The 21,142-nt window shown below is 67.9% G+C and carries 15 protein-coding genes; 9 read left to right on the top strand and 6 right to left on the bottom strand.

Going from position 1 to position 21,142, the window contains the following annotated elements:
* Positions 1–371: 371 nt before the first annotated feature.
* Positions 372–6,260, top strand: coding sequence for a pullulanase-type alpha-1,6-glucosidase (gene pulA / locus MRBLWH12_RS11770; protein ID WP_363549055.1), 5,889 nt, complete (start codon positions 372–374; stop codon positions 6,258–6,260).
* Between the two features lie 85 nt (positions 6,261–6,345).
* Here pulA and MRBLWH12_RS11765 read toward each other — a convergent pair whose 3' ends face one another.
* On the bottom strand, positions 6,346–9,153 hold the full coding sequence (locus MRBLWH12_RS11765) for an immune inhibitor A domain-containing protein (RefSeq protein ID WP_363549053.1): 2,808 nt from the start codon (positions 9,151–9,153) through the stop codon (positions 6,346–6,348).
* 236 nt (positions 9,154–9,389) lie between these two features.
* Here MRBLWH12_RS11765 and MRBLWH12_RS11760 point away from each other — a divergent pair, with 236 nt between their 5' ends.
* From MRBLWH12_RS11760 to MRBLWH12_RS11745, 4 genes are all read left to right on the top strand, one after another.
* Positions 9,390–10,892 (top strand): CoA-acylating methylmalonate-semialdehyde dehydrogenase, encoded by a 1,503-nt coding sequence (locus MRBLWH12_RS11760; protein WP_363549050.1) that lies wholly within the window; start codon positions 9,390–9,392, stop codon positions 10,890–10,892.
* Positions 10,893–10,907: 15 nt separating this feature from the next.
* On the top strand, positions 10,908–12,092 hold the full coding sequence (locus MRBLWH12_RS11755) for an acyl-CoA dehydrogenase family protein (RefSeq protein WP_363549048.1): 1,185 nt from the start codon (positions 10,908–10,910) through the stop codon (positions 12,090–12,092).
* Positions 12,089–12,991: a 3-hydroxyisobutyrate dehydrogenase gene (gene mmsB, locus MRBLWH12_RS11750; protein ID WP_341977466.1), complete on the top strand. Its 903-nt coding sequence runs from the start codon at positions 12,089–12,091 to the stop codon at positions 12,989–12,991. Before MRBLWH12_RS11755 ends, mmsB begins: the two co-directional genes overlap by 4 nt.
* Before the next feature lie 117 nt (positions 12,992–13,108).
* A complete protein-coding gene (locus tag MRBLWH12_RS11745) occupies positions 13,109–13,885 on the top strand; it encodes an enoyl-CoA hydratase-related protein (RefSeq protein WP_363549045.1) in 777 nt (258 codons plus the stop codon).
* A gap of 47 nt (positions 13,886–13,932) precedes the next feature.
* Here the strand turns inward: MRBLWH12_RS11745 and MRBLWH12_RS11740 are convergent, their stop codons facing one another.
* Genes MRBLWH12_RS11740 through MRBLWH12_RS11730 form a run of 3 tightly spaced genes read right to left on the bottom strand, consistent with a single transcriptional unit; the run spans position 13,933 to position 15,381 of the window.
* Positions 13,933–14,376: a YdeI/OmpD-associated family protein gene (locus tag MRBLWH12_RS11740; RefSeq protein ID WP_363549042.1), complete on the bottom strand. Its 444-nt coding sequence runs from the start codon at positions 14,374–14,376 to the stop codon at positions 13,933–13,935.
* Positions 14,373–14,843: an SRPBCC family protein gene (locus tag MRBLWH12_RS11735; RefSeq protein ID WP_363549040.1), complete on the bottom strand. Its 471-nt coding sequence runs from the start codon at positions 14,841–14,843 to the stop codon at positions 14,373–14,375. The genes MRBLWH12_RS11740 and MRBLWH12_RS11735 overlap by 4 nt, the downstream gene beginning before the upstream one ends.
* Before the next feature lies 1 nt (position 14,844).
* Positions 14,845–15,381 (bottom strand): MarR family winged helix-turn-helix transcriptional regulator, encoded by a 537-nt coding sequence (locus MRBLWH12_RS11730; RefSeq protein ID WP_341977474.1) that lies wholly within the window; start codon positions 15,379–15,381, stop codon positions 14,845–14,847.
* A gap of 121 nt (positions 15,382–15,502) precedes the next feature.
* Between MRBLWH12_RS11730 and MRBLWH12_RS11725 the strand changes: the two genes are divergently transcribed.
* From MRBLWH12_RS11725 to MRBLWH12_RS11715, 3 genes are read left to right on the top strand one after another with little or no spacing between them, the layout of a single operon-like run.
* The gene (locus tag MRBLWH12_RS11725; protein WP_363549037.1) at positions 15,503–16,279 is read left to right on the top strand and encodes an electron transfer flavoprotein subunit beta/FixA family protein; all 777 of its coding nucleotides are present in this window, start codon (positions 15,503–15,505) and stop codon (positions 16,277–16,279) included.
* 2 nt (positions 16,280–16,281) lie between these two features.
* A complete protein-coding gene (locus MRBLWH12_RS11720; protein WP_363549034.1) occupies positions 16,282–17,253 on the top strand; it encodes an electron transfer flavoprotein subunit alpha/FixB family protein in 972 nt (323 codons plus the stop codon).
* A gap of 2 nt (positions 17,254–17,255) precedes the next feature.
* Entirely contained in the window at positions 17,256–18,938 is a 1,683-nt protein-coding gene (locus tag MRBLWH12_RS11715) for a cytochrome b/b6 domain-containing protein (protein WP_363549032.1), read from the top strand.
* Between the two features lie 12 nt (positions 18,939–18,950).
* Here the strand turns inward: MRBLWH12_RS11715 and MRBLWH12_RS11710 are convergent, their stop codons facing one another.
* Together MRBLWH12_RS11710 and MRBLWH12_RS11705 are read right to left on the bottom strand one after the other, a co-directional pair.
* Positions 18,951–19,742, bottom strand: coding sequence for a CPBP family intramembrane glutamic endopeptidase (locus MRBLWH12_RS11710; protein ID WP_341977481.1), 792 nt, complete (start codon positions 19,740–19,742; stop codon positions 18,951–18,953).
* A 199-nt stretch (positions 19,743–19,941) separates the two neighbouring features.
* Positions 19,942–20,448, bottom strand: a complete 507-nt coding sequence (locus MRBLWH12_RS11705; protein ID WP_341977483.1) for a GNAT family N-acetyltransferase — start codon at positions 20,446–20,448, stop codon at positions 19,942–19,944.
* A gap of 130 nt (positions 20,449–20,578) precedes the next feature.
* Between MRBLWH12_RS11705 and MRBLWH12_RS11700 the strand changes: the two genes are divergently transcribed.
* On the top strand, positions 20,579–21,139 hold the full coding sequence (locus tag MRBLWH12_RS11700; RefSeq protein WP_341977485.1) for an acyl-CoA thioesterase: 561 nt from the start codon (positions 20,579–20,581) through the stop codon (positions 21,137–21,139).
* Positions 21,140–21,142 lie beyond the last annotated feature (3 nt).

Genomic DNA, 21,142 nt, shown 5'->3' with positions numbered 1-21,142 from the left:
GGGGAAAGAGAAGACCCCCGCCGACCCGATTCGGCGGGGGTCTTGCGGTTTGTGAACCGCGGTGGGAGCGACGAGAGCGCTCACCGTGCGCGGAATCAAATGACTACCCGATCCGGTCTCAGCCCATCCGCGCACCTGCAGGTATACGGAACGAAGGTGTCCGGATGGTGAACCGGCGGTGAAGGTCTCCTCGTGCGCCTGAGTCATGAGTGGAAGCGCTTGCGTTTCGGTGTCGATTGCCGCGCTGGCACGTGATTATTTCGGGCTGAATGTTGTGGAAGCGCTTGCAGCTTGCGTCGAACCCCTGCTACGTTCGGCTCCACAGCATCCGGGCACTGCGTCGTGCCCTCCCCATCCCCAGGGAGATCTCCGTGTCGAAGAAGACCGCTCCGCGCCTGTCCGCGCTCTTGGCAGCGACCGCGCTCGCCGCCGCCGGCCTGACTGCTTTCGCTCCCGTCGCCGTGGCCGCCGACCGCACGGTCGCCCTCGTCGGTGACCTGCAGTCCGAGCTCGGCTGCACCGCCGATTGGGCACCCGACTGCGCCCAGACGGAGCTCGCGCCCACCGGCGCGGACGGCATCTACGCGGCCGAGTTCGAGGTGCCCGCCGGCACCTATGCGTACAAGGTCGCGCTCAACGACAGCTGGGATGAGGCGTACGGCCTCGACGGCGGCGGGGACGACATTCCGCTCACGGTCGACGGCCCGGCCACGCTCCGATTCGTCTTCGACGACGCGCTCAAGCGGGTCGGCCTCGAGGTGCTGGACGTCCGTGGTGACTACGCCGAGGCCGACGACGCGCTGGTCAAGGCCCCCGTCCGCCAGTCCGGTGACGGCGAGCAGTTCTACTTCGTGATGACCGACCGCTTCGCCAACGGCGACGCCGCGAACGACGCCGGCGGACTCGAGGGCGACAGTCTCGCCACGGGCTTCGATCCGACGAACAAGGGCTTCTACAACGGCGGCGACATCGCCGGACTCCACCAGAAGCTCGACTACATCGAAGGGCTCGGCACCACCGCGATCTGGCTCACCCCGAGCTTCGCGAACAAGCCGGTGCAGGGCGAAGGCGCCAATGCATCCGCCGGCTACCACGGCTACTGGATCACCGATTTCACGCGCATCGACCCGCACCTCGGGACCAACGCCGAGCTGGAGGCGCTCATCGCCGACGCGCACGCCCGCGGCATCAAGGTGTACTTCGACATCATCACCAACCACACCGCCGATGTCATCGACTACACCGAGGGCGAGTACGCGTACATCGACCAGGCGACGTCGCCCTATACCGACAAGGACGGCACGGCCTTCACCCCTGACGACTATGCCGCCACCGGCGACTTCCCCGAGCTCGACGCCGCCACGAGCTTTCCGTACACGCCTGACGTCTCGGAAGACGTCAAGGTTCCCGCCTGGCTGAACGACCCGACGCTGTACCACAACCGCGGCAACTCGACCTGGTCTGGCGAGTCGGTGACCTATGGCGACTTCGACGGCCTGGACGACCTGATGACCGAGCATCCGACGGTCGTGAACGGCTTCGTCGAGGTGTATCAGGACTGGATCGACCTGGGCATCGACGGTTTCCGCATCGATACCGCCAAGCACGTGAACTTCGAGTTCTGGGAGCAGTGGACGACCGACGTCCTCGACTACGCACACGCCCAGGGCAACGACGAGTTCTTCATGTTCGGCGAGGTCTACGACGCCGATCCGGTGAAGCTGTCACCGTACATCCGCGACACCGACATGAACTCGGTGCTCGACTTCACCTTCCAGTCCTCGGCGGTGAGCTTCGCGTCCGGCAACTCCGCCAAGGGACTGCAGGGTCTGTTCGCCGGCGACGACTACTACACGACCGCCGACTCGTCCTCGACGGCGTTGCCGACGTTCCTCGGCAACCACGACATGGGACGCGTCGGCTCGTTCCTGCAATCGACCGACGCTCCCCTGCAGCGCGATGAGCTCGCCCACGAGCTGCTCTTCCTGACGCGCGGTCAACCGGTCGTCTACTACGGCGACGAACAGGGCTTCGCCGGCATCGGCGGCGACAAGGATGCCAGGCAGTCGCTGTTCGCGACCCAGGTCGCCGAGTACGCGAACCAGAACCTGATCACCGGCGAGCAGGCCGGCTCCGTCGACCGCTTCGACACGGATGCTCCGCTGTACCAGCACATCAAGACGCTGGCGGCGCTGCGAGCCGAGCATCCCGCACTCGCCACCGGCGCGCAGATCGAGCGCTATGCGGCCTCCGGTGCCGGTGTCTACGCGTTCTCGCGGGTGGATGCCGATGACAAGGTCGAGTACCTGGTGGCCGTGAACAACGCGACCAGCGCGCAGACGGTCGACCTCGCGACCCTGACGGCGGATGCCGCGTTCCAGCCGCTGTACGGCGACGCGGAAGCGGTCGCCACCGATGCCGATGCGAAGACGACGATCTCCGTTCCCGCGCTGTCGGCCGTGGTGTGGAAGGCGGATGCGCAGGTCACCGCGCCCGCCGAGGCCGCATCGCTCACCGTCACCGTTCCCGCGGCGGGCGCCGGCATCGGCGGCCAGGTCGCCGTGCAGGCGGACACCGCCGACCGCTGGCTGCAGACGAGCTTCGCGTGGCGGGTCGCAGGCGGAGACGAGTGGCACGCACTCGGGACCGCCGAAGACACCGACCCGCGGGTGTTCCACGACCTGCGCGGTCTCGAGAACGGCACGCTCGTCGAATACCGTGCGGTCACGACGGATGCCGCGGGCGACCACGCGGCGGCATCCACCTACGCTTCCGTCGGCAACGCGGTCACTCTCGAACAGAGCGAGGAGCCGGAGTCGCCGATCGAGATGGTCACCGTTCCCGGCAGCCTGAACTCCGAGATGGGCTGCGCCGGCGACTGGGACCCCGCGTGCGAGAAGGCGAAGCTCACGCTCGGCGACGACGGCGTCTGGTCCAGCACGTTCGAGCTGCCGGCCGGCGATTACGAGTACAAGGCCGCGATCAACGGCAGCTGGGCCATCAACTACGGTGCGGACGGCGTGCTCGACGGCGCGAACATCACGTTCAGCCACACCGGCGGCGCGATCAGCTTCTACTTCGACCCGCGCACGAACATCGCGCAGTCATCGGCGGAGGGGCCGATCGTGACGCTCCCCGGCTCGTTGCAGAGTGAGCTCGGCTGCGCAGGAGACTGGGCGCCCGACTGCCTCGGCTCCCTGATGGCCGACGGCGATCGCGACGGCGTCTACGACTTCGCCACCGCCGCCCTGCCGACGGGTGCCTATGAGCTCAAGGTCGCGCACGGTCTGAGCTGGAACGAGAACTACGGCGCCGATGGTGTGCGCGACGGCGCGAACATCTCCTTCAGCGCCGCCGAGGGCAAGACCACCGCCTTCCGATACACGCTCGCGACGCACGTGCTCGAGATCACCAGCACCGACCCGCAGCTCCCCGGCACCGGCGAGCTGCGTGCGCACTGGATCGACGAGCAGACGCTGGCCTGGCCGGCGAATCTCGGCACGATCGACGGTGCGAGCTACCGGCTGCACTCGGCATCCGATGCCTCTCTCGCTGTCACGGACGGCGCGGTGACCGGCGGCGAGGCGATCGACCTCGAGGCCGCTGGAGCTCTCACCGACGCCCAGCTGGCGCGCTTCCCCGCGCTCGCCGGATACATCGCGCTGCGCGCGCCGGATGCCGCGGATGCCGCGGCGCTGCTGCGTACCCAGCTCGCCGTCGCGCAGAGCGACGCCGTCGGCACTCTCACTGCCTTCACCGGGGTGCAGATCCCCGGTGTCCTCGACGACCTGTACGCGGATGCCGTCGCCGACACCACGCTCGGCGTGAGCTTCCAGGGCAACAAGCCGACCTTCCGGCTGTGGGCGCCGACTGCTCAGCGGGTCACGCTGCTCACCTGGGACGCCGGCACCGACGCCGACGCGGTGCGCCACGAAGCGACGTGGGATGACGCATCCGGCGTCTGGCAGGTCAAGGGCAAGAAGGGTCTCGTCGGAGACGAGTTCGTCTGGGAGGTCGTCGTCTACGCGCCGAGCACCGGCGTGATCGAGACGAACCTCGTCACGGACCCGTACTCCGTCGCGCTCACCGTGAACTCCGAGCGCTCGGTCGCCATCGACCTCGACGACCAGCAGTGGCAGCCGAAGCAGTGGCAGAAGGCCGAAGCGCCTGAGGTCGAGCGCTCCGTCGACCGGGCGATCTACGAGCTGCACATCCGCGACTTCTCGATCGGCGATGCGTCTGTTCCCGAAGAGGAGCGGGGCACCTACCTCGCCTTCACCCGCGACAGTGCCGGCACCGATCAGTTGCGCGAGCTCGCGGACGCCGGCATCAACACGGTGCATCTGCTGCCGTCGTTCGACATCGCCTCGATCGAGGAGGACCGTGCGGCACAGGCGGTACCGGACTGCGACCTCTCCTCATTCGCGCCGGACAGCGACCAGCAGCAGGCGTGCGTGCAGGCAGTGGCGGATGCCGACGGCTTCAACTGGGGCTACGACCCGTATCACTACTCCGCGCCGGAGGGCTCGTACGCCGTGAACCCCGAGGGCGGGGCGCGGGTGTCGGAGTTCCGCTCGATGGTCGGCGCCCTGCACGACATGGGCCTGCAGGTCGTGCTCGACGAGGTGTACAACCACACCGCTGCGTCGGGTCAGGGCGCCAAGTCGGTGCTCGACCGGGTCGTCCCCGGCTACTACCACCGGCTGAACGCGGCCGGCGGGGTCGAGACCTCCACCTGCTGTCAGAATGTCGCCACCGAGCACGAGATCGCCCAGAAGCTGATGGTCGATTCGATCGTCATCTGGGCGCGCGACTACAAGGTCGACGGCTTCCGGTTCGATCTGATGGGGCACCACTCCACGGCGAACATGCATGCGATCCGTGATGCTCTGGACGCGCTCACCCTGAAGAAGGACGGCGTCGACGGCAAGGCGATCTACCTCTACGGCGAGGGCTGGAACTTCGGCGAGGTGTCGAACAACGCCCTCTTCGAGCAGGCAACGCAGGGGCAGCTCGGCGGTACCGGCATCGGCACGTTCAATGACCGTCTGCGCGATGCCGTGCACGGCGGCAGCCCGGTGGACTCGTCTTCGACGTTCCGTCAGGGTTTCGGCACGGGCCTGGGCACCGATCCGAACGGCGACCCGATCAACGGCAGCCAGGAGCAGGCGCTGGCCGACCTCGGGCACGAGACCGATCTCGTCAAGCTCGGCCTCGCCGGCAATCTCCGCGACTTCTCGTTCACCACGAGCGACGGTGGACTCACAGCGGGCGCCGACATCGACTATCGCGGTTCTGCGGCAGGCTACGCCGAGCAGCCGGACGAGGTGATCAACTACGTCGACGCGCACGACAACGAGACGCTCTTCGACCTGTCGGTGCTCAAGCTCCCCGTCGACACGTCGATGGCCGATCGGGTGCGGATGAACACGCTGTCGCTGGCGACGGTCACCCTGTCGCAGGCGCCCTCGTTCTGGCATGCGGGCACCGAGCTGCTGCGTTCGAAGTCACTCGATCGCAACAGCTACAACTCCGGGGACTGGTTCAACCGCATCGACTGGACCGGTCAGTCCTCGACGTTCGGTTCCGGCCTGCCCACCGCCGCCGACAACCAGGAGAAGTGGCCGGTCATGGCGCCGCTGCTGGCGAACCCCGCGCTGAGGCCGGGAGCCGCAGACATCGTGGCGGCCGAGGCATCCGCTCTCGACCTGCTCCGGGTGCGCGACGAGGTCGACCTGCTCCGTCTGGGGTCTGCAGAGCTCATCGAGCAGAAGGTGTCGTTCCCGAACGGCGGGGCAGATGCCGCGCCCGGCGTGATCGTGATGCTCATCGACGACCTGCTCGGCGATGACGTCGACCCGTCGTTGGAGGGGGCGCTGGTGGTGTTCAACGCATCGCCGGCCGCGGTGACGCAGACCGTGGACGGGTTGGCCGGGCGTTCGTTCGCGCTCACGGATGCCCAGGCGAACGGTGTGGATGCCGTCGTGAAGGCGACCACGTGGGACGCGGCGACCGGCACGGTCACCGTGCCGGCTCGGTCGGTGGCGGTTCTCGTCGACGCGGGTGCGGATGGGCCCGGTGTTCCGACCGGTCCGGGGGAGCCGGGCGGAGTCGGCGGCGGAGGCTCCATCGCCGCGGCCGGTTCCGGCAGCGGCGGCCTGGCGAGCACGGGTGCAGAGTTCAGCGGGTTCGCCGCGGCGGCGGCACTTCTCCTGCTCGTCGCCGGCGGGCTCCTGCTCGCGCGGCGTCGCACCGCCTGAATCCGGGCGACCGGACGTCGCCCACAAAGAAGCGCCGGCTCTGACCTGTGTCAGAACCGGCGCTTCTGTGCTCAGCCCCTCGGGATCACTCCGCGCGGGGCGGCGTGACCGTGATCAGCGCCGCGGTGTCGTTCTGCATCGACTTCTTCACGGTGACCACGGTGCCGTAACCGACTCCTGCATCCGCCGGGTTTCCGGTGCCGAGCACCGTGAATCCGAGGTCGAGGCCGTACACGTCGGTTGCGGGGGTGCCGTCCGGGTTCACCACTCGCGTGGAGTACGGCGCTTCATTCACCGACGGCACGACCACAGACGCGTCACGCAGGCGGTTCAGCAGCTGGCCGTCGCGCAGCTCGATGCCGGCGACCCAGCCCTGGTCGTCGGTGAAGGTGCTCACCGGCGCCTGCGGGGCGAAGGTCGTGCACGCCTCGTTGCTGAGCGCGGCGTCGACCAGGCAGTCCTTGAACGACGCGGTCGGCACCAGGCCGAATGCGGCGTTCGACGACTGCGCGCGAGTCGACACGTTCTTCAGCAGCGACGGGTCGAGCTCAGCCTCGGCGCCGGTGCGGCGCAGCGGGTCGAAGTGGCTGTCCACGAGCAGCAGGCCGCCCTTGGCGCCGTAGCTCGGCAGGTTGGTCAGGTTCGAGCTGACGTGGTTCACGTCACCGTAGGCGGTGTCGCGGTACCAGATCAGTGCGCCGGGCGCGTTGTACGGAACCTTCTCGACCTTCCAGCCTTCAGCCGAGTACACGGTGGTGTACCCGTACTTCAGGCCCTCATCGAAACCGTCGTAGTTGCGCCATTCGACCAGGTAGTACTGCGCCTTGACCTGGGTGCCGCTGTCGCGGTGCCATCCGGCTCCTGTCGTGTCGGTCCAGCTCTCGACGGTCGCGGTCCAGCCGTTGTCGCCGGACTCGACGTCGTCGGTCCACACCTCGGCGCCCGCGCTGGTGAGCGCGAAGTCATCCGAGAACCATCCGCGCTCTTCGAAGCCGGCATCTGTCGCCTCCCGAAGGCGGATCTGGATGTTCTGGCCGGCGAACGCCGACAGGTCCACGTAGTCGTGACGCCATCCACCGGAAGAACCCGTGAGACCGTACTTCTTGTTCCCGTAGTCCTTCATCCGCCCGTTCGGGTCGGAATAGCCGTCATCGGTCGAGACCAGTGCACCGGACTCGTCGTAGACCTTCTGCTCGGTCCAGGTGGTTCCGCCGTCGGCCGAGACCTCGACGAAGCCGTAGTCCCAGTCCTCTTCGATGATGTAGTCGTTCCACATCCAGAACCTGGCATCAGCCGGTACCGACTCGATCGTCCGGGTCAGACGCACATCGGCCCAACTCTGATCCGCGCCGGAGTACCACATCTCCGCACCGCTGTGCGGCTGGGCGAGAACGATCTCCTTGTCCGGAAGGTTGATCTTGATGCCGTCCTTCGTGCCCTTCTTCGGGCGCGAGGTCTGACCGACCTTGACGGTGGTGGTGTCATCGCCGGGGTTCACGACCTGAGGGTCGACCCAGCCGAGCACCCACTTGTCCCAGAGGCCCATGTGGGTCGGCATCGACTGGAAGATCGGACCCGAGTGCGATCCTGAGCTCATCAGATCCCAGAAGTCGATGTCGGAGTTGCCGTTGTTCGACGTGTCGTACAGGTCGGGCAGGCCCAGGTCGTGACCGTACTCGTGCGCGAACACACCGACGCCGGAGTCCTCGGGCTGCACGATGTAATTCGAGATCTGGAAGTCGGTTCCGGGGATGACGGCTCCGCCGGCTACGGCTGAGGAGTGCGCCCAGATCGCGTAGGTGCCTTCCTTTCCGCCGCCGCCCGACTTGTCCTCGCCCGCGTGCACCAGCACGACGTGGTCGATGACGCCGTCGGGTTCGTTGACGTTCCCGTCACCGTCGCGGTCGCCCTGGTCCTCGATGTCGTAATCGGCCCACGGGAAGTCGGGGTTGTCTGCGGCGACTGCTGCGACCGCGTCGATCGGCAGCTGTCCCGGGCCGAGCGGGTTGTCCGGGTGGCCCTGCTGGTCCTGCATGGGGCCGGCCTCATACTCGCCCTCGTCGTTGAGGTGGCACACCGTTGCGCCGTAGTAGCCCTCGGAGTGGGGCACCGAGACCCATGCCGTCGCCTCGCCGCTGAGCGAGTACGCGCCGCGGGACATCTCCTCGTACATGTTCTTCATCGTGTAGCCGGAGATGTCGAAGCCGGGCTGTCCGTCAGGTCCGGTCAGGTCGGTGCGCACGCGCTCCGTGATGCCGTCTTCTGAGAAGAGCATCCTGTTGTAGTGCTCGGACGAGAAGTCCGGCACCCACATGCTGTTGTTGTCCGCCTGTGCGGCATCCGCCGGATTCGGGATGTTGTTGTGCAGGGTGGGCCCCTGCTCGCTGCCGGGCATGCAGGTCGTGGCGCCGAACTCGGTGGGCACATAGACGTCGGAGAAGTCGTCGGTGCCGTCGAACTCGACGAGGATCGTGAGCAGCTTCGCCTGCTGTGTGGTCTTGGAGTGCTTCAACGCCTTCGGGCTCTTGCCCGTCTTGATGGATTGGGCCTCGGTCTTCGCCAGCTGCCTGGCCGCCACCGGATTGCCGTGCGCGTGCTTCTCGTCGTTCTTCTGCGCATGCTCCAGAGGAGAGCCGCCATAGGGCCCTCTGGCGTTGCCGCTGGTGATCACCGAATCATCGGAGGAGTCGAATGCCCCTTCCGCCCGCGGTGCCACGTAGTTCATGTAGTACTCGTCGGCGCCGATCACTGCCGGTGCCGGTGGGGCATCAGCATCCGGTGGGGCCGCGGTGGCCGAGCCGGATCCGAGTGTCACGAACCCGGTGGCCGCGAGTGCGAACGCCGTGCTCGTGGCGAAGGCACGTCGTCGTGCCTGAGCCGTCCATTGAGACATGTTTCTCCTTTTCGCGCGCGCCACGGCGAAAGGTCATCGCCACGGTGCGATCGGGTTGTGCGCCGATCAGGCGCACCGAACAAGATCTACCGTGCACCGCGCCGCAACGGAAGAGGTGGCGGGAGATTCGTGTGGCTTCGGTGCAGTCATCCAGATACAAGGATCTCCTAGTAAATAATCGGATGCCGGAGTAACATCGTCATTGTGCCAATGAAGGCACGGAGGGATGTCACACAATGACTCGTACTATCCCGCACTTCGTGGGCGGATCGCTTCTCACCCCTGACGGCGGACGCTTCGCCGACGTCTTCGACCCGAGCACCGGATCGGTGCAGGCGCGCGTGCCGCTCGCCTCGCCCGACGAAGTGCGACGCGTCATCGACAACGCCGAGGCGGCGCAGCCGGCATGGGCTGCGACCAACCCGCAGAAGCGCGCCCGCGTGCTGCTGCGCTTCCTCGATCTCGTGCAGAAGGACATGACGGCGATCGCCCGGCTCCTCTCCAGCGAGCACGGCAAGACGCTCGATGACGCGAAGGGCGACATCCAGCGCGGCCTCGAAGTCATCGAGTTCGCGGCCGGCGCGCCGCACCTGCTCAAGGGCGAGTACTCCACCGGCGCAGGGGCCGGTATCGACGTCTACTCGATGCGGCAGCCGCTCGGTGTCGTCGCGGGCATCACCCCGTTCAACTTCCCCGCGATGATCCCGCTGTGGAAGGCAGGCCCCGCGATCGCGGCGGGCAACGCCTTCGTGCTCAAGCCCAGCGAGCGCGACCCTTCGGTTCCGGTGCGACTGGCCGAGCTCTTCCTCGAGGCGGGCCTTCCGGCCGGCATCCTCAACGTCGTGCACGGCGACAAGGAAGCCGTCGACACGATCCTCACCGATCCGCGGATCCAGGCCGTCGGCTTCGTCGGCTCCACGCCGATCGCCGAGTACATCTACTCGACCGCTGCCGCGCACGGCAAGCGGGCGCAGTGCTTCGGCGGCGCGAAGAACCACATGATCGTGATGCCGGATGCCGATCTCGACCAGGTCGCCGACGCGCTGATGGGTTCCGGCTACGGCTCTGCGGGCGAGCGGTGCATGGCGATCTCGGTCGCTGTGCCGGTCGGCGAAGAAACGGCGGATGCGCTGGCGGCGAAGCTCACCGAGCGCGTCGCACAGTTGCGCATCGGCCCCTCGCTCGCCGAGGACGTGGACTACGGTCCGCTCGTGAACCGCGCAGCGGTCGAGCGCGTCGAGGGATACATCCAGCAGGGCATCGACGAAGGCGCCACCCTCCTCGCCGACGGTCGCGGCTTCCGCGTCGACGGTCACGAGGAAGGCTTCTACCTCGGCCCGACGCTGTTCGACCACGTCACGACCGACATGACGATCTACCGGGAGGAGATCTTCGGGCCGGTGCTCGTCATCGCCAGGGCCGCCGACTACGAAGAGGCGCTGCGGATGGCATCCGAGCACGAGTTCGGCAACGGCGTCGCGATCTTCACCCGTGACGGCGACGCCGCCCGCGACTTCGCCGCCAGGGTCAACGTGGGCATGGTCGGCATCAACGTGCCGATCCCGGTCCCGATCGCGTACTACACCTTCGGGGGCTGGAAGAGGTCTGGCTTCGGCGATCTCAACCAGCACGGCGCCGACGCCTTCCGCTTCTACACGAAGACCAAGACGGTCACCAGCCGCTGGCCGGCGGCGGGCATCCGCGATGGCGCCAGCTTCGTCATCCCCACAATGCACTGATCTCCCGGAGCCACCATGACAATCAGCACCGTCACCACCACGACCGCCGAAGAACGCGAGGCGATCCTCGACGCCGTCCGCGAGTATGTCGACGCCGAGCTCGCGCCGCACGCGAATGAGCGCGACGAGAAGCACATCTTCCCGAGGGAGTCACTGCAGCGCGGAGGCGAGTTGGGCCTCGGCGGCATCTACGTGCGCGAGGAGTTCGGCGGCACTGGCCTCAGCCGCACCGACACCGTCGCGATCTTCGAGGAGCTCGCCAAGGGAGACCCGGCGGTCGCCGCCTACATCTCGATCCACAACATGGTCGTCTGGATGATCGACACCTACGGTGATGACTCGCAGCGCGGCGAGTGGTTGCCGAAGCTCACGGCGATGACCGATTTCGGCGGCTACTGCCTCACCGAGCCCGGCGCAGGTTCGGACGCCGCGAACATCGCGACCAGCGCTGTCCGCGATGGTGACGACTACGTGCTCACGGGCGTGAAGCAGTTCATCTCGGGCGCCGGCGAAGCCGCGGTCTACGTCGTGATGGCGCGCACCGGCGAGCCGGGCGCTCGCGGAATCAGCGCGTTCCTCGTCGCCGGTGACGCCGAGGGGCTGAGCTTCGGGTCCCTCGAGAAGAAGATGGGCTGGCACGCTCAGCCCACGAGGCAGGTCATCCTCGACGGCGTGCGCGTGCCGGCGTCCGCCATGCTGGGAGAGCCGGGCAAGGGCTTCGCGATCGCGATGTCGGCGCTCAACGGCGGTCGTCTCAACATCGCCGCCTGCTCGCTGGGAGGCGCGCAGTGGGCTTTGGACCGCGCCGTGCAGTACGTGCACGAGCGGGTCGCGTTCGGGGAGCCGCTCGCCGAGAAGCAGTCGATCCTGTTCGCCATCGCCGATATGCGCACCGATCTGCAGGCGGCACGGCTCATGGTCCGCGACGGCGCTCAGGCGGTCGACGAGCACGCGCCCGACGCGACGATGCGCTGTGCGATGGCCAAGCGCTTCGCGACGGATGCCGGTTTCGATGTCGCCAATCGCGCTCTTCAACTCCACGGCGGCTACGGGTACCTTCAGGATTACGGGATCGAGAAGGTCGTCCGTGATCTGCGGGTGCACCAGATCCTGGAAGGGACGAACGAGATCATGCGCCTGATCGTCGGACGAGAGATGCTGCGGCCCGCCGGCTCCGGCTCGATGCGGAGCGCATCATGACCGCGACCGCATCGAAAGTGGTCGCCTTCCTCGGGCTCGGGCACATGGGACTGCCGATGGCCGTCAACCTGGTCAAGGCCGGCTACGAGGTGCACGGTTTCGACCTGGTTCCCGCCGCGGTCGAGGCCGCAGGAGAGGCAGGCATTCCGGTCGCAGCGAGCGGTGCGGATGCCGTCGCAAACGCCGATGTCGTGATCACGATGTTCCCCGCAGGCAGGCACGTGATCGACGCCTATCGGGGAGAGCTGCTGGCGGCAGCCCGGCCGGGAACGCTGTTCATCGAGTCCTCGACGATCGCCGTCGATGAGGCCCGCACCGCGCACGAGCTCGCGCTCGCCGCGGGGCACCGCAACGTCGATGCCCCGGTCTCGGGTGGTGTCGTCGGTGCCGAGAACGGCACGTTGGCCTTCATGGTCGGTGGCTCCGACGACGACTTCGCCGCTGCGCTGCCGCTGCTCGAGGCCATGGGCAAGCGCATCGTGCACTGCGGCGGGCCCGGACTCGGTCAGGCGGCGAAGGTGTGCAACAACATGGTCCTCGCGGTCTCTCAGATCGCCGTCGCCGAGGCGTTCGTGCTCGGCGAACGGCTGGGACTCGAACACCAGGCGCTGTTCGACGTCGTGTCGCAGGCATCCGGTCAGTGCTGGTCGATCACGACCAACTGCCCCGTGCCCGGCCCGGTGCCGACCAGCCCGGCGAACCGCGACTACCAGCCGGGTTTCGCCGGTGCGCTGATGGCCAAGGATCTCGGCCTCGCGCTGCAGGCGATCGAGCAGACGTCGACGGATGCGCAGATGGGCCGCCTCGCCCAGCAGATCTACGCGGCGTACGCTGCCGGCGACGGGGCAGGGCGCGACTTCTCCGGCATCATCACCGATATTCGCGAGGACCGCGTCTGACGCATCGCAGCACCCCCCCGGTCGTTGAGCGAGGGAGCCTGCGACCGAGACGAAACGCGTTCTCAATCACGCAACTCCCGCAATACTGAAACCCACCCACGACGAAGCGGAGGCACGATGGCCGAGTACGAGACGATCCTGGTCGAGCAGCGGGGACGCGTGGGCTGGATCATGCTCAACAGGCCGCAGGCGCTGAACGCGCTGAACGGGCGCGTGGCCGAAGAGGTCACCGCGGCCGCCGCCGACTTCGATGCCGACGAGGGCATCGGCGCGATCGTGCTGACCGGATCAGAGAAGGCCTTCGCTGCCGGTGCCGACATCAAGGAGATGGAGGGGATGTCGGCATCAGAGATGCTCGAGACCGACCACTTCGGCTCCTGGCGCGACTTCGCCGCCGTGCGCACTCCGGTGATCGCGGCAGTCTCCGGCTTCGCTCTCGGCGGCGGCTGCGAGCTCGCGATGATGTGCGACATCATCCTCGCCGCCGACACCGCGAAGTTCGGTCAACCCGAGATCAACCTCGGCGTCATCCCCGGCATGGGCGGCACGCAGCGACTGATCCGCGCCGTCGGCTACTACAAGGCGGCCGAACTCGTGCTCTCCGGGCGCTTCATGGGCGCCGAGGAGGCGGAGCGCGCCGGTCTGGTGTCGCGAGTCGTTCCGGCATCCGATCTCCTCGCCGAGGCGTCGAAGCTCGCCGAGTCGATCGCCTCGAAGTCGCTGCCCTCCGTCTACGCAGCCAAGGCGGCACTGGATGCTGCGATGGAGACGACGCTCGCCGAGGGCCTCGAGCACGAGAAGCAGGCCTTCGCCGCGCTGTTCGACACCGCGGATCAGAAGGAAGGCATGTCGGCCTTCCGCGAGAAGCGCGTGCCGGACTTCCAGAACCGCTGAGCGTGGCTCACAACTGCGCAGTCATGCACGCCGCGGGCGGGTCGGAGTCAACCGCGCAGTCCATCGAGGATCTTCGCCAGACGACGCTCGCGGGTGGCATCCTGCTTCGCCTCGGCGACGGTGCGGGCGTGCTCCTTGCGGATCGAGTACGGCAGAGCATCGAACAGCGCCCGCAGCTCCGGTTCTGCGGCCAGGGCTTCGGCGAGGGCCGGAGGGATATCGACGACCCGCTCAGCCGTGTCCACCGTGATCGTGACCTCGATCTCCTGATCGATCTCCAGCCCGAGGTCGGCCCGCGTCGCCTTGCTGAAGCCGATCATGTTCTCCCCTCCCATCCGCGACAGCCGCAACCGGGCGCTCCGGTCGCCGAAGGAGACGACGACGGGGACGGCTTTGCCGGCGCCGAGAGAGGCGACCTGCTCATCGCTGAGGAAGATCGCCGCGGCCGGTCCCCGGCCGATGAGGACGGTGTGCAGGTGCAGCGCGGTCATGACGTCAGCGTACGCCGCCGGCCCTCGACCTCGGCAGCCAGCACCGCGTTGCGTTCATCGATGATCCGTCGCATGTACGCGCGCATGAAGATCGCGTCGACGAGTCGCCCGATCGGACCGAACGGAGATCGGAACGTGATCGTGTCGCGCATCAACGTGCCCCGCGGATGCTCCTCGAAGGTGTGCTCGTGCAGAAACGCACCGAACGGCCCGCTGATCTGCCGGTCGCGGAAACCGCGAGGCGGATCGATGTCGAAGACGACCGAGCGCAGGCGGAACGCGATGCCGAAGTGCCGCGCGCGCCACGTCACCGTCGACCCCTCGCGGAAGACGCCGCCTTCCGGCGCCTCCACCATGGTCTCGCCGAACCGCGCCATCGAGCGCACGTGCAGGGCCGGGTCGAGGGATGCGGCGAAGACCTCGGCCGGGGGAGCGGCGATGATCCGCTCCAGCAGGAACTGGGCCATCTCAGAGCGGGTCGGGCTGCGGGCGAGGATCAGTGAAGTCGCCGGCGTCTCTGCGGAGGCGGGCGACGATCCCGACGAGGTCGGCCGCATCGTCGCGGCTGATGCCGGGGGCCGCGAAAACCTCGGAGTTCAGCGCCTTCGTCGCGCGTTCGACCAGCTCGCGGCCGGCATCCGTCAGGGCGAGGAGTGCGGCCCGGCCGTCATGCGGGTGGGGCTCGCGCACGATGAGTCCATCGCGCACCAGCCGATCGGACGTGCTCGTCACCGTCGTGGCGTGCACCTGCAGGCGCGCGACCACGCTCGACAGCGGAAGGCGCCCGCTGCGGCTGAAGGCGAGCAGGCGCAGCACCTCGTAACGGGCGAAGCTGAGTTCGAACGGCTTCAGCGTCGCCTCGACGCGGGCGAGCAGCAGTTGCTGCGCGCGCATCACGGAGATCACCACCGTCATGCCGTCGGCGGCATCCGTCCATCCGTGCGCGACCCATTGCCGCTTCGCCTCGGCGAGCGGATCCACGGGGAGCGGACGGAGTTGGGCCACGGCTCTACGGTAGGCCATCCTGCTGGGCGCGGCCGGGAGCGACCAACCGTGACGCTCAGTAGCATGGCAAGTGAAACTGAGTATCACGGTCTAGAATCGACACAGTCGTGAGGAGCAATCGATGAAGATCTTCGTCCTGGTCAAAGAGGTGCCGGACACCTATGGCGATCGCAAGCTGAATCTCGAGACGGGACTCGCCGAGCGGTCCGCAGGTGACGTGGTGCTGGACGAGATCACCGAGCGCGCTCTCGAGGTCGCGCTGAGCTATGCCGACAAGAATCCGGACGCCGAGGTCGTGGCACTCTCGATGGCGCCGGAATCGTCGACGGCTTCGGTGCGCAGGGCCCTCGCCATCGGCGCGGCATCTGCGGTGCACATCGCCGACGAACAGCTCGCTGGAGCCGACCTCGGACTCACCGCCGAGGTGCTGGCCGCGGCGATCCGCCGAGGCGGGGCCGACCTCGTCATCACCGGCAATCTCTCCACCGACGGCTCCGGCGGAGTCATCCCGGCGATGCTGGCCGAGCACCTCGGATTCGCGCAGGCGACCGCGCTCAGCGCCGTGGAGATCAGCGCGGACAGCATCTCCGGTACGCGGGCGGCGGATGCCGGCGCGCAACCGGTCTCCGCTCAGCTGCCAGCGGTCATCTCGGTGACGGAGGCGCTTCCGGACGCGCGGTTCCCCAACTTCAAGGGCATCATGGCGGCCAAGAAGAAGCCCCTGGAGGTGCTCTCGCTGGCCGACCTGGACGCGTCGGCAGATCCGGCGGCGGCGCCCCGCACGATCATGACCGCGATCGCCGAGAAGCCGCCACGTGCAGCCGGCGTGAAGATCACCGATGAGGGCGATGCCGGCAACCAGCTGGTGGAGTACCTCGTGCAGAACAGGCTGGTGTGACGATGAGCTACCCCGAGAACTCGATCCTCGTCCTGGTGGACGTCGACCCGGCAGGGAATGCGGCGTCGAGCACCGCCGCGCTGATCGGTGCGGCTGCGGCGGTCGGCTCACCGGTGGCGCTCGTGGTGGGCGGCGCACAGGCGGCCGTCGACGCGGCGGCCGCTGCGGGAGCATCCGTCGTACTCACCGCGCAGGGCGATGACGCCGCCCTCACTGTTCCGATCGTCGACGCACTGCAGGCGGCCGCTGAAAAGGTGCGCCCGGATGCCGTGCTCATCTCGAACTCGATCACCGGGCGTGATGTCGCCGGACGCTTCGCCGTCCGCACGAAGAGCGCCCTCTCGGCGGACGCGATCGGCGTCTCCCGCGACGAAGAAGGCATCGTCGCGCATCACTCGGTCTACGGCGGCGCGTATCTCGTCGACTCGGCGCCGACATACGGCGCAGCCGTGATCACGGTTCGTCAGGGTGCCGTCGATGCGCGGGCGGAAGCTGTCGCCGCCCCCGTCGTCGAAGCGCTCGAGGTCGCACCGTCCGGCGCGATCGCGGCCAAGGCCGGAGCCGTCGAAGCCGTCGAGGTCGCGTCGTCCCGGCCCGATCTGCGCGGTGCGACCCGGGTCGTGTCCGGAGGGCGCGGACTCGCCTCCAAGGAGAAGTTCGTGCTCGTCGAAGAGCTCGCCGATGCGCTCGGTGCGGCCGTCGGCGCCTCGCGCGCGGCGGTCGACGCCGGATACATCCCGCAGTCGCACCAGGTCGGACAGACCGGCGTCTCGGTGTCGCCGCAGCTCTATGTCGCACTCGGCATCTCCGGCGCGATCCAGCACCGCGCCGGCATGCAGACGTCGAAGACGATCGTGGCGATCAACAAGGATGCGGAGGCGCCGATCTTCGACGTCGCCGACTTCGGCATCGTCGGCGATCTGTTCACGATCGTTCCCCAGATCATCGCCGCGCTTGAGGCGCGGAAGAAGTAGACATGGCGACGCGGATGCTGCGGCGGGGACTGCCCCGCGTGATCGGCGGCGAGCCGTGGCCGCCCGCGGATGCCGTCGCCGAGGTCGCCGCCGAGACTGTGGCCGAGGCCGCGGAGGCGTCTTCCCCGGTCGTTGAGCGAGCGGAGCGAGACGAAACGCAGCACGGTTCCGAGTCTCCGGTCGGAGATGAGCGTTTCGTCTCGGTCGCTCCGCTCCCTCGCTCAACGACCGATCGCAACGCGGCGGCCCCGCTCCGCCGCGGCCTTCCCCGTGTCGTCGGTGGCGAGCCATGGCCGCCCGCCGATGCGGTCGCGACAGCGACTCCCGATTCGCTGTCGCCGCATGCAGCGGAGCGCGATTCCACGCTTCAGCCCGCGCCGAACGCCGGAGAGGCGCGTGCCGACTCGCCTGCGGCTCGCTCAACGACCGGTAGTGCGCCTGCGGCGCACTCGACGGCCGGTGGCGGGGATGCAGTCCGGGCGGCAGCATCCAGCGCCGCGGACCCCGACGGCATTCCTGTCCGGCGTGGACTCCCGCGTGCGGTCGGGGGAGACCCGTGGCCGCCCGCCGGGACGGTTCCTCTCGCCACAGCGACGGTGAGCGAGATCGACGAGGCCGCCTACGAAGGCGACGAGTCGCCGGTCGTCGTCGCTGAAGAGAGCGCGCCAGAGCAGAAGGCCGTCGCGCCGATCGTCGCCGCCGGCGAACTGGCGCCGATCCCGTTCACGCGCACGGTGTGGCACGGCAGCGCTCCGCGACATGCTCCCGCTCCGGCATCCGATCGCCGTCGCCCGACCTGGACGCAAGCAATCGCGGGTCTGCTGGGAGCCGCCGCCCTCGGCATCCTCGCCGGCGCTGCCGTCGCATTCGTGCGTGCGCTGCTGAGCATGCCGTTCATGCAGGACTTCCTCGCGGCGTTCCCCGGCGAATACGACCCCGCCATCGAGGTCGCCCCCGGCTTCGCGCCCTGGATCGGCTGGCAGCACTTCTTCAACATGTTCCTGATCGTGCTGATCATCCGCTCCGGCCTGCGCGTGCGCACCGAGAAGCGTCCGACCGTGTTCTGGGCTCCCCGTGGCAGTACCAACGGCAAGGGCAAGATCAGCCTCACCCTGTGGTTCCACCAGGCGCTGGACATCCTCTGGCTCGTGAACGGCGTGACCTTCGTCGTGCTGATCTTCGTCACCGGGCACTGGGTGCGCATCGTGCCGACCAGCTGGGAGGTGCTGCCGAACGCGCTGTCCGCAGCGCTGCAGTACGTCTCCTTCAACTGGCCGACCGAACACGGCTGGGTGAACTACAACAGCCTGCAGCAGCTCGCCTACTTCACCACCGTCTTCCTCGCCGCCCCGCTGGCCGCCGCCACCGGGTTCCGGATGTCGGGGATGTGGCCGAAGAAGGCGGAGCGCCTGTCGAAGGCGTACCCGGTGGAATGGGCGCGCGCCGTGCACTTCCCCGTGATGCTGTACTTCGTCGCGTTCATCATCGGGCACGTGGCGCTGGTATTCCTCACCGGCTTCCTGCGCAACCTGAACCACATGTTCGCGTCGTCGGATGCCGTCGGCTGGACCGGGTTCTGGGTGTTCACAGCATCCCTCGTCGTGATCATCGGCGCCTGGATCGCCGCCCGGCCCCTGGTGCTCGCACCGATCGCCAAGCTCTTCGGCAACGTCTCCGGCCGCTGAGCCCCCGAGGGGCTACGCCTTGCGGGGGCGCATCAGCCACGCGGCGGCGGCGAGTGTGAGCACCCAGCCGATCACCTCGATGAGCAGGTGATCCGTCGCGTTGGGGACGGACTGCAGCAGGTAAACCCGGATGCTGTTGATCGCCCCGTGCGCCAGAACCGCAGGCCAGACGCTGCCCGATCGCCAGCGCAGGGCGAGCAGGAGCGGCGCCCACGGCAGCATGCCCGCGAAGTAGATGACGATGTCCCAGAGCGGTCGATCGCCGATCACTGCGAGCACGGGCAGGTGCCAGACGATCCAGACCAGACCGCTGACCAGAGCCAGCGGCCAGAAACCCCACGACGCGGCGCGCGTCGCCAGCCAGCCGCGCCAGCCGAACTCCTCGCCGATGGCGAAGACGGACTGCATGAGGAGGACCGGAACGACCCACATGGTCGCCGCGGCGATCTGGTCGAGCGGGTTCAACTCCCAGATGCCCAATGCCAGTGCAACGGCGGTCTGGATCGCGGCGATCGCCGCGATGAGGCCGATACCGATACCGATCCACCGAGGCGTGCCGCGCCACCCGGTGGCGAACGTCTCTCGGAACGTCCCTGGTCGCCGGGCGAGCCACATGATGATCCCTGCGAGCAGAGGGGTCAGCTGCAGGAGCGGCGTGATCAGGTTGTTGAAGTCCGTGGGGACGAGTCGGAAGACCATCGGAACCGACAGCGAGAAGCACAGGAGGATGGCGATCGCGAAGAACCACGTGACATCGGTGACCGTCGATCGGGCAGAGCGGGCGAGCGGGGGAGACGCAACCATGGTGACCTCGGTTCGTGTGAGGAGCGGACGCGCGGACTCTGCGCGTCTAGGACTCTAGGCGAGCGCTCATACCCGCGGGAACGCGGGAAACCCGAAGCCTGACTCGGGGTATCCGGAATCCTCACGGCTCCTGGCGCACACGCAGAAACGGCTTCCCCGCGCGAGCGGGGAAGCCGTTTCTCAGGAGTCGCGAACGCGCTCAGCGCACGAAGCGGACCTCGGTGAGCGTCTCGCCGAGGAAGGGCTCGGTGTGCGAAGCGCCGTCGAGCGTGAATCCGTTGCGCGTGTAGAAGCGGTGCGCGCGGGGGTTGTCCTCCGCGACCCAGAGGTACAGCGACTCGTCGTCGGCGGCAGCGGACTCGAACAGGCGCTGGCCGATTCCCGTACCGTGCCAGGCGTCGAGCAGGTAGATGAAGTACAGCTCCCGGAAGGCCGGGGCGTCCTTGTCGCGGGCGGGGCCGGAGCCGGCGAAACCGACGATCTCACCGTCGACGAGCGCAGCGCTCATCCGGAAATCCTCGCCCTGTGCGGCCCAGTGCGTCCAGAGCTCCGCCATGCGGCGCGGGGACACCTTCTCGAGGGCGGCCTTGCTGATCAGGTGGTCGTAGGTCTCGTGCCAGCACTGGGCGTGCACGCGACCGAGGGCTTCCGCATCGACATCACGGACCGGACGGACGATGACTTCGGAGTGGGCTTCGGCGCTCATGCCGCGACTCTACGCGCGGCTCCCGCGAACAGGAAATCGAGCGGATGCCATCCAAGACGCACGCGCACCGGATGGAGGGTTCGCACAACGATGTTCGCGAAACGTGCACCGATGGCTACGATCGATCCTCGTGAACGTGATCTGGCGCACTCTCCTGGTGATCCTCGGCGCTCGTCGCCGCGTGCGGCGGGGGCAGACCCTCGACCCGACGGCGGTGGGGAGCATCCGAGCGACGACGCTACCCTCCGATATCGACATCCTCCGCCACATGAACAACGGCAGGTATCTGTCGCTGTTCGATCTCGGGCGCTGGGACCAGTTGATCCGCACCGGGCTGTTCGATGCGATGAAGAAGCAGGGCTGGTATGCGGTGGTCTCCAGCGAGACGATCACCTTCCGCAAGTCGCTGGAACTGTGGCAGCGATTCGAGATCCAGTCCCGGTTCATCGGGCACGACGAGAAGGCGCTGTTCATGGAGCACCGCGCGGTCGTCGACGGCGAGATCTACGCGCGTGCGATCGTGCGGGCGCGGATGCTTCGGCGCACCGGCGGCACCGTCAGCAACGAGGAGCTCTTCGCGGCTGTCGGCAAGCCGGAGGGCGTGCCCGAGATCGACGAATGGGTGCACGACTGGGCGGCGGCATCTGCCCTGCCCCCGGTGCGGAAGACGGCGCCGAGCGTCTGGAACTGACTC

It is taken from the genome of Microbacterium sp. LWH12-1.2, from assembly GCF_040675825.1.
GTDB lineage: Bacteria > Actinomycetota > Actinomycetes > Actinomycetales > Microbacteriaceae > Microbacterium.
The sequence above is the reverse complement of the archived record's forward strand: the minus strand, read 5'-3'. Positions and strand labels throughout refer to the sequence as shown.

Coding starts and splice junctions, on each gene's coding strand:
- MRBLWH12_RS11720 (WP_363549034.1), top strand. CDS start 16,282: ATGAGCTACCCCGAGAACTCGATCCTCGTCCTGGTGGACGTCGACCCG.
- mmsB (WP_341977466.1), top strand. CDS start 12,089: ATGACCGCGACCGCATCGAAAGTGGTCGCCTTCCTCGGGCTCGGGCAC.
- MRBLWH12_RS11740 (WP_363549042.1), bottom strand. CDS start 14,376: ATGACCGCGCTGCACCTGCACACCGTCCTCATCGGCCGGGGACCGGCC.
- MRBLWH12_RS11715 (WP_363549032.1), top strand. CDS start 17,256: ATGGCGACGCGGATGCTGCGGCGGGGACTGCCCCGCGTGATCGGCGGC.
- MRBLWH12_RS11745 (WP_363549045.1), top strand. CDS start 13,109: ATGGCCGAGTACGAGACGATCCTGGTCGAGCAGCGGGGACGCGTGGGC.
- MRBLWH12_RS11725 (WP_363549037.1), top strand. CDS start 15,503: ATGAAGATCTTCGTCCTGGTCAAAGAGGTGCCGGACACCTATGGCGAT.
- MRBLWH12_RS11705 (WP_341977483.1), bottom strand. CDS start 20,448: ATGAGCGCCGAAGCCCACTCCGAAGTCATCGTCCGTCCGGTCCGTGAT.
- MRBLWH12_RS11710 (WP_341977481.1), bottom strand. CDS start 19,742: ATGGTTGCGTCTCCCCCGCTCGCCCGCTCTGCCCGATCGACGGTCACC.
- MRBLWH12_RS11765 (WP_363549053.1), bottom strand. CDS start 9,153: ATGTCTCAATGGACGGCTCAGGCACGACGACGTGCCTTCGCCACGAGC.
- MRBLWH12_RS11760 (WP_363549050.1), top strand. CDS start 9,390: ATGACTCGTACTATCCCGCACTTCGTGGGCGGATCGCTTCTCACCCCT.
- MRBLWH12_RS11735 (WP_363549040.1), bottom strand. CDS start 14,843: ATGGCCCAGTTCCTGCTGGAGCGGATCATCGCCGCTCCCCCGGCCGAG.
- MRBLWH12_RS11755 (WP_363549048.1), top strand. CDS start 10,908: ATGACAATCAGCACCGTCACCACCACGACCGCCGAAGAACGCGAGGCG.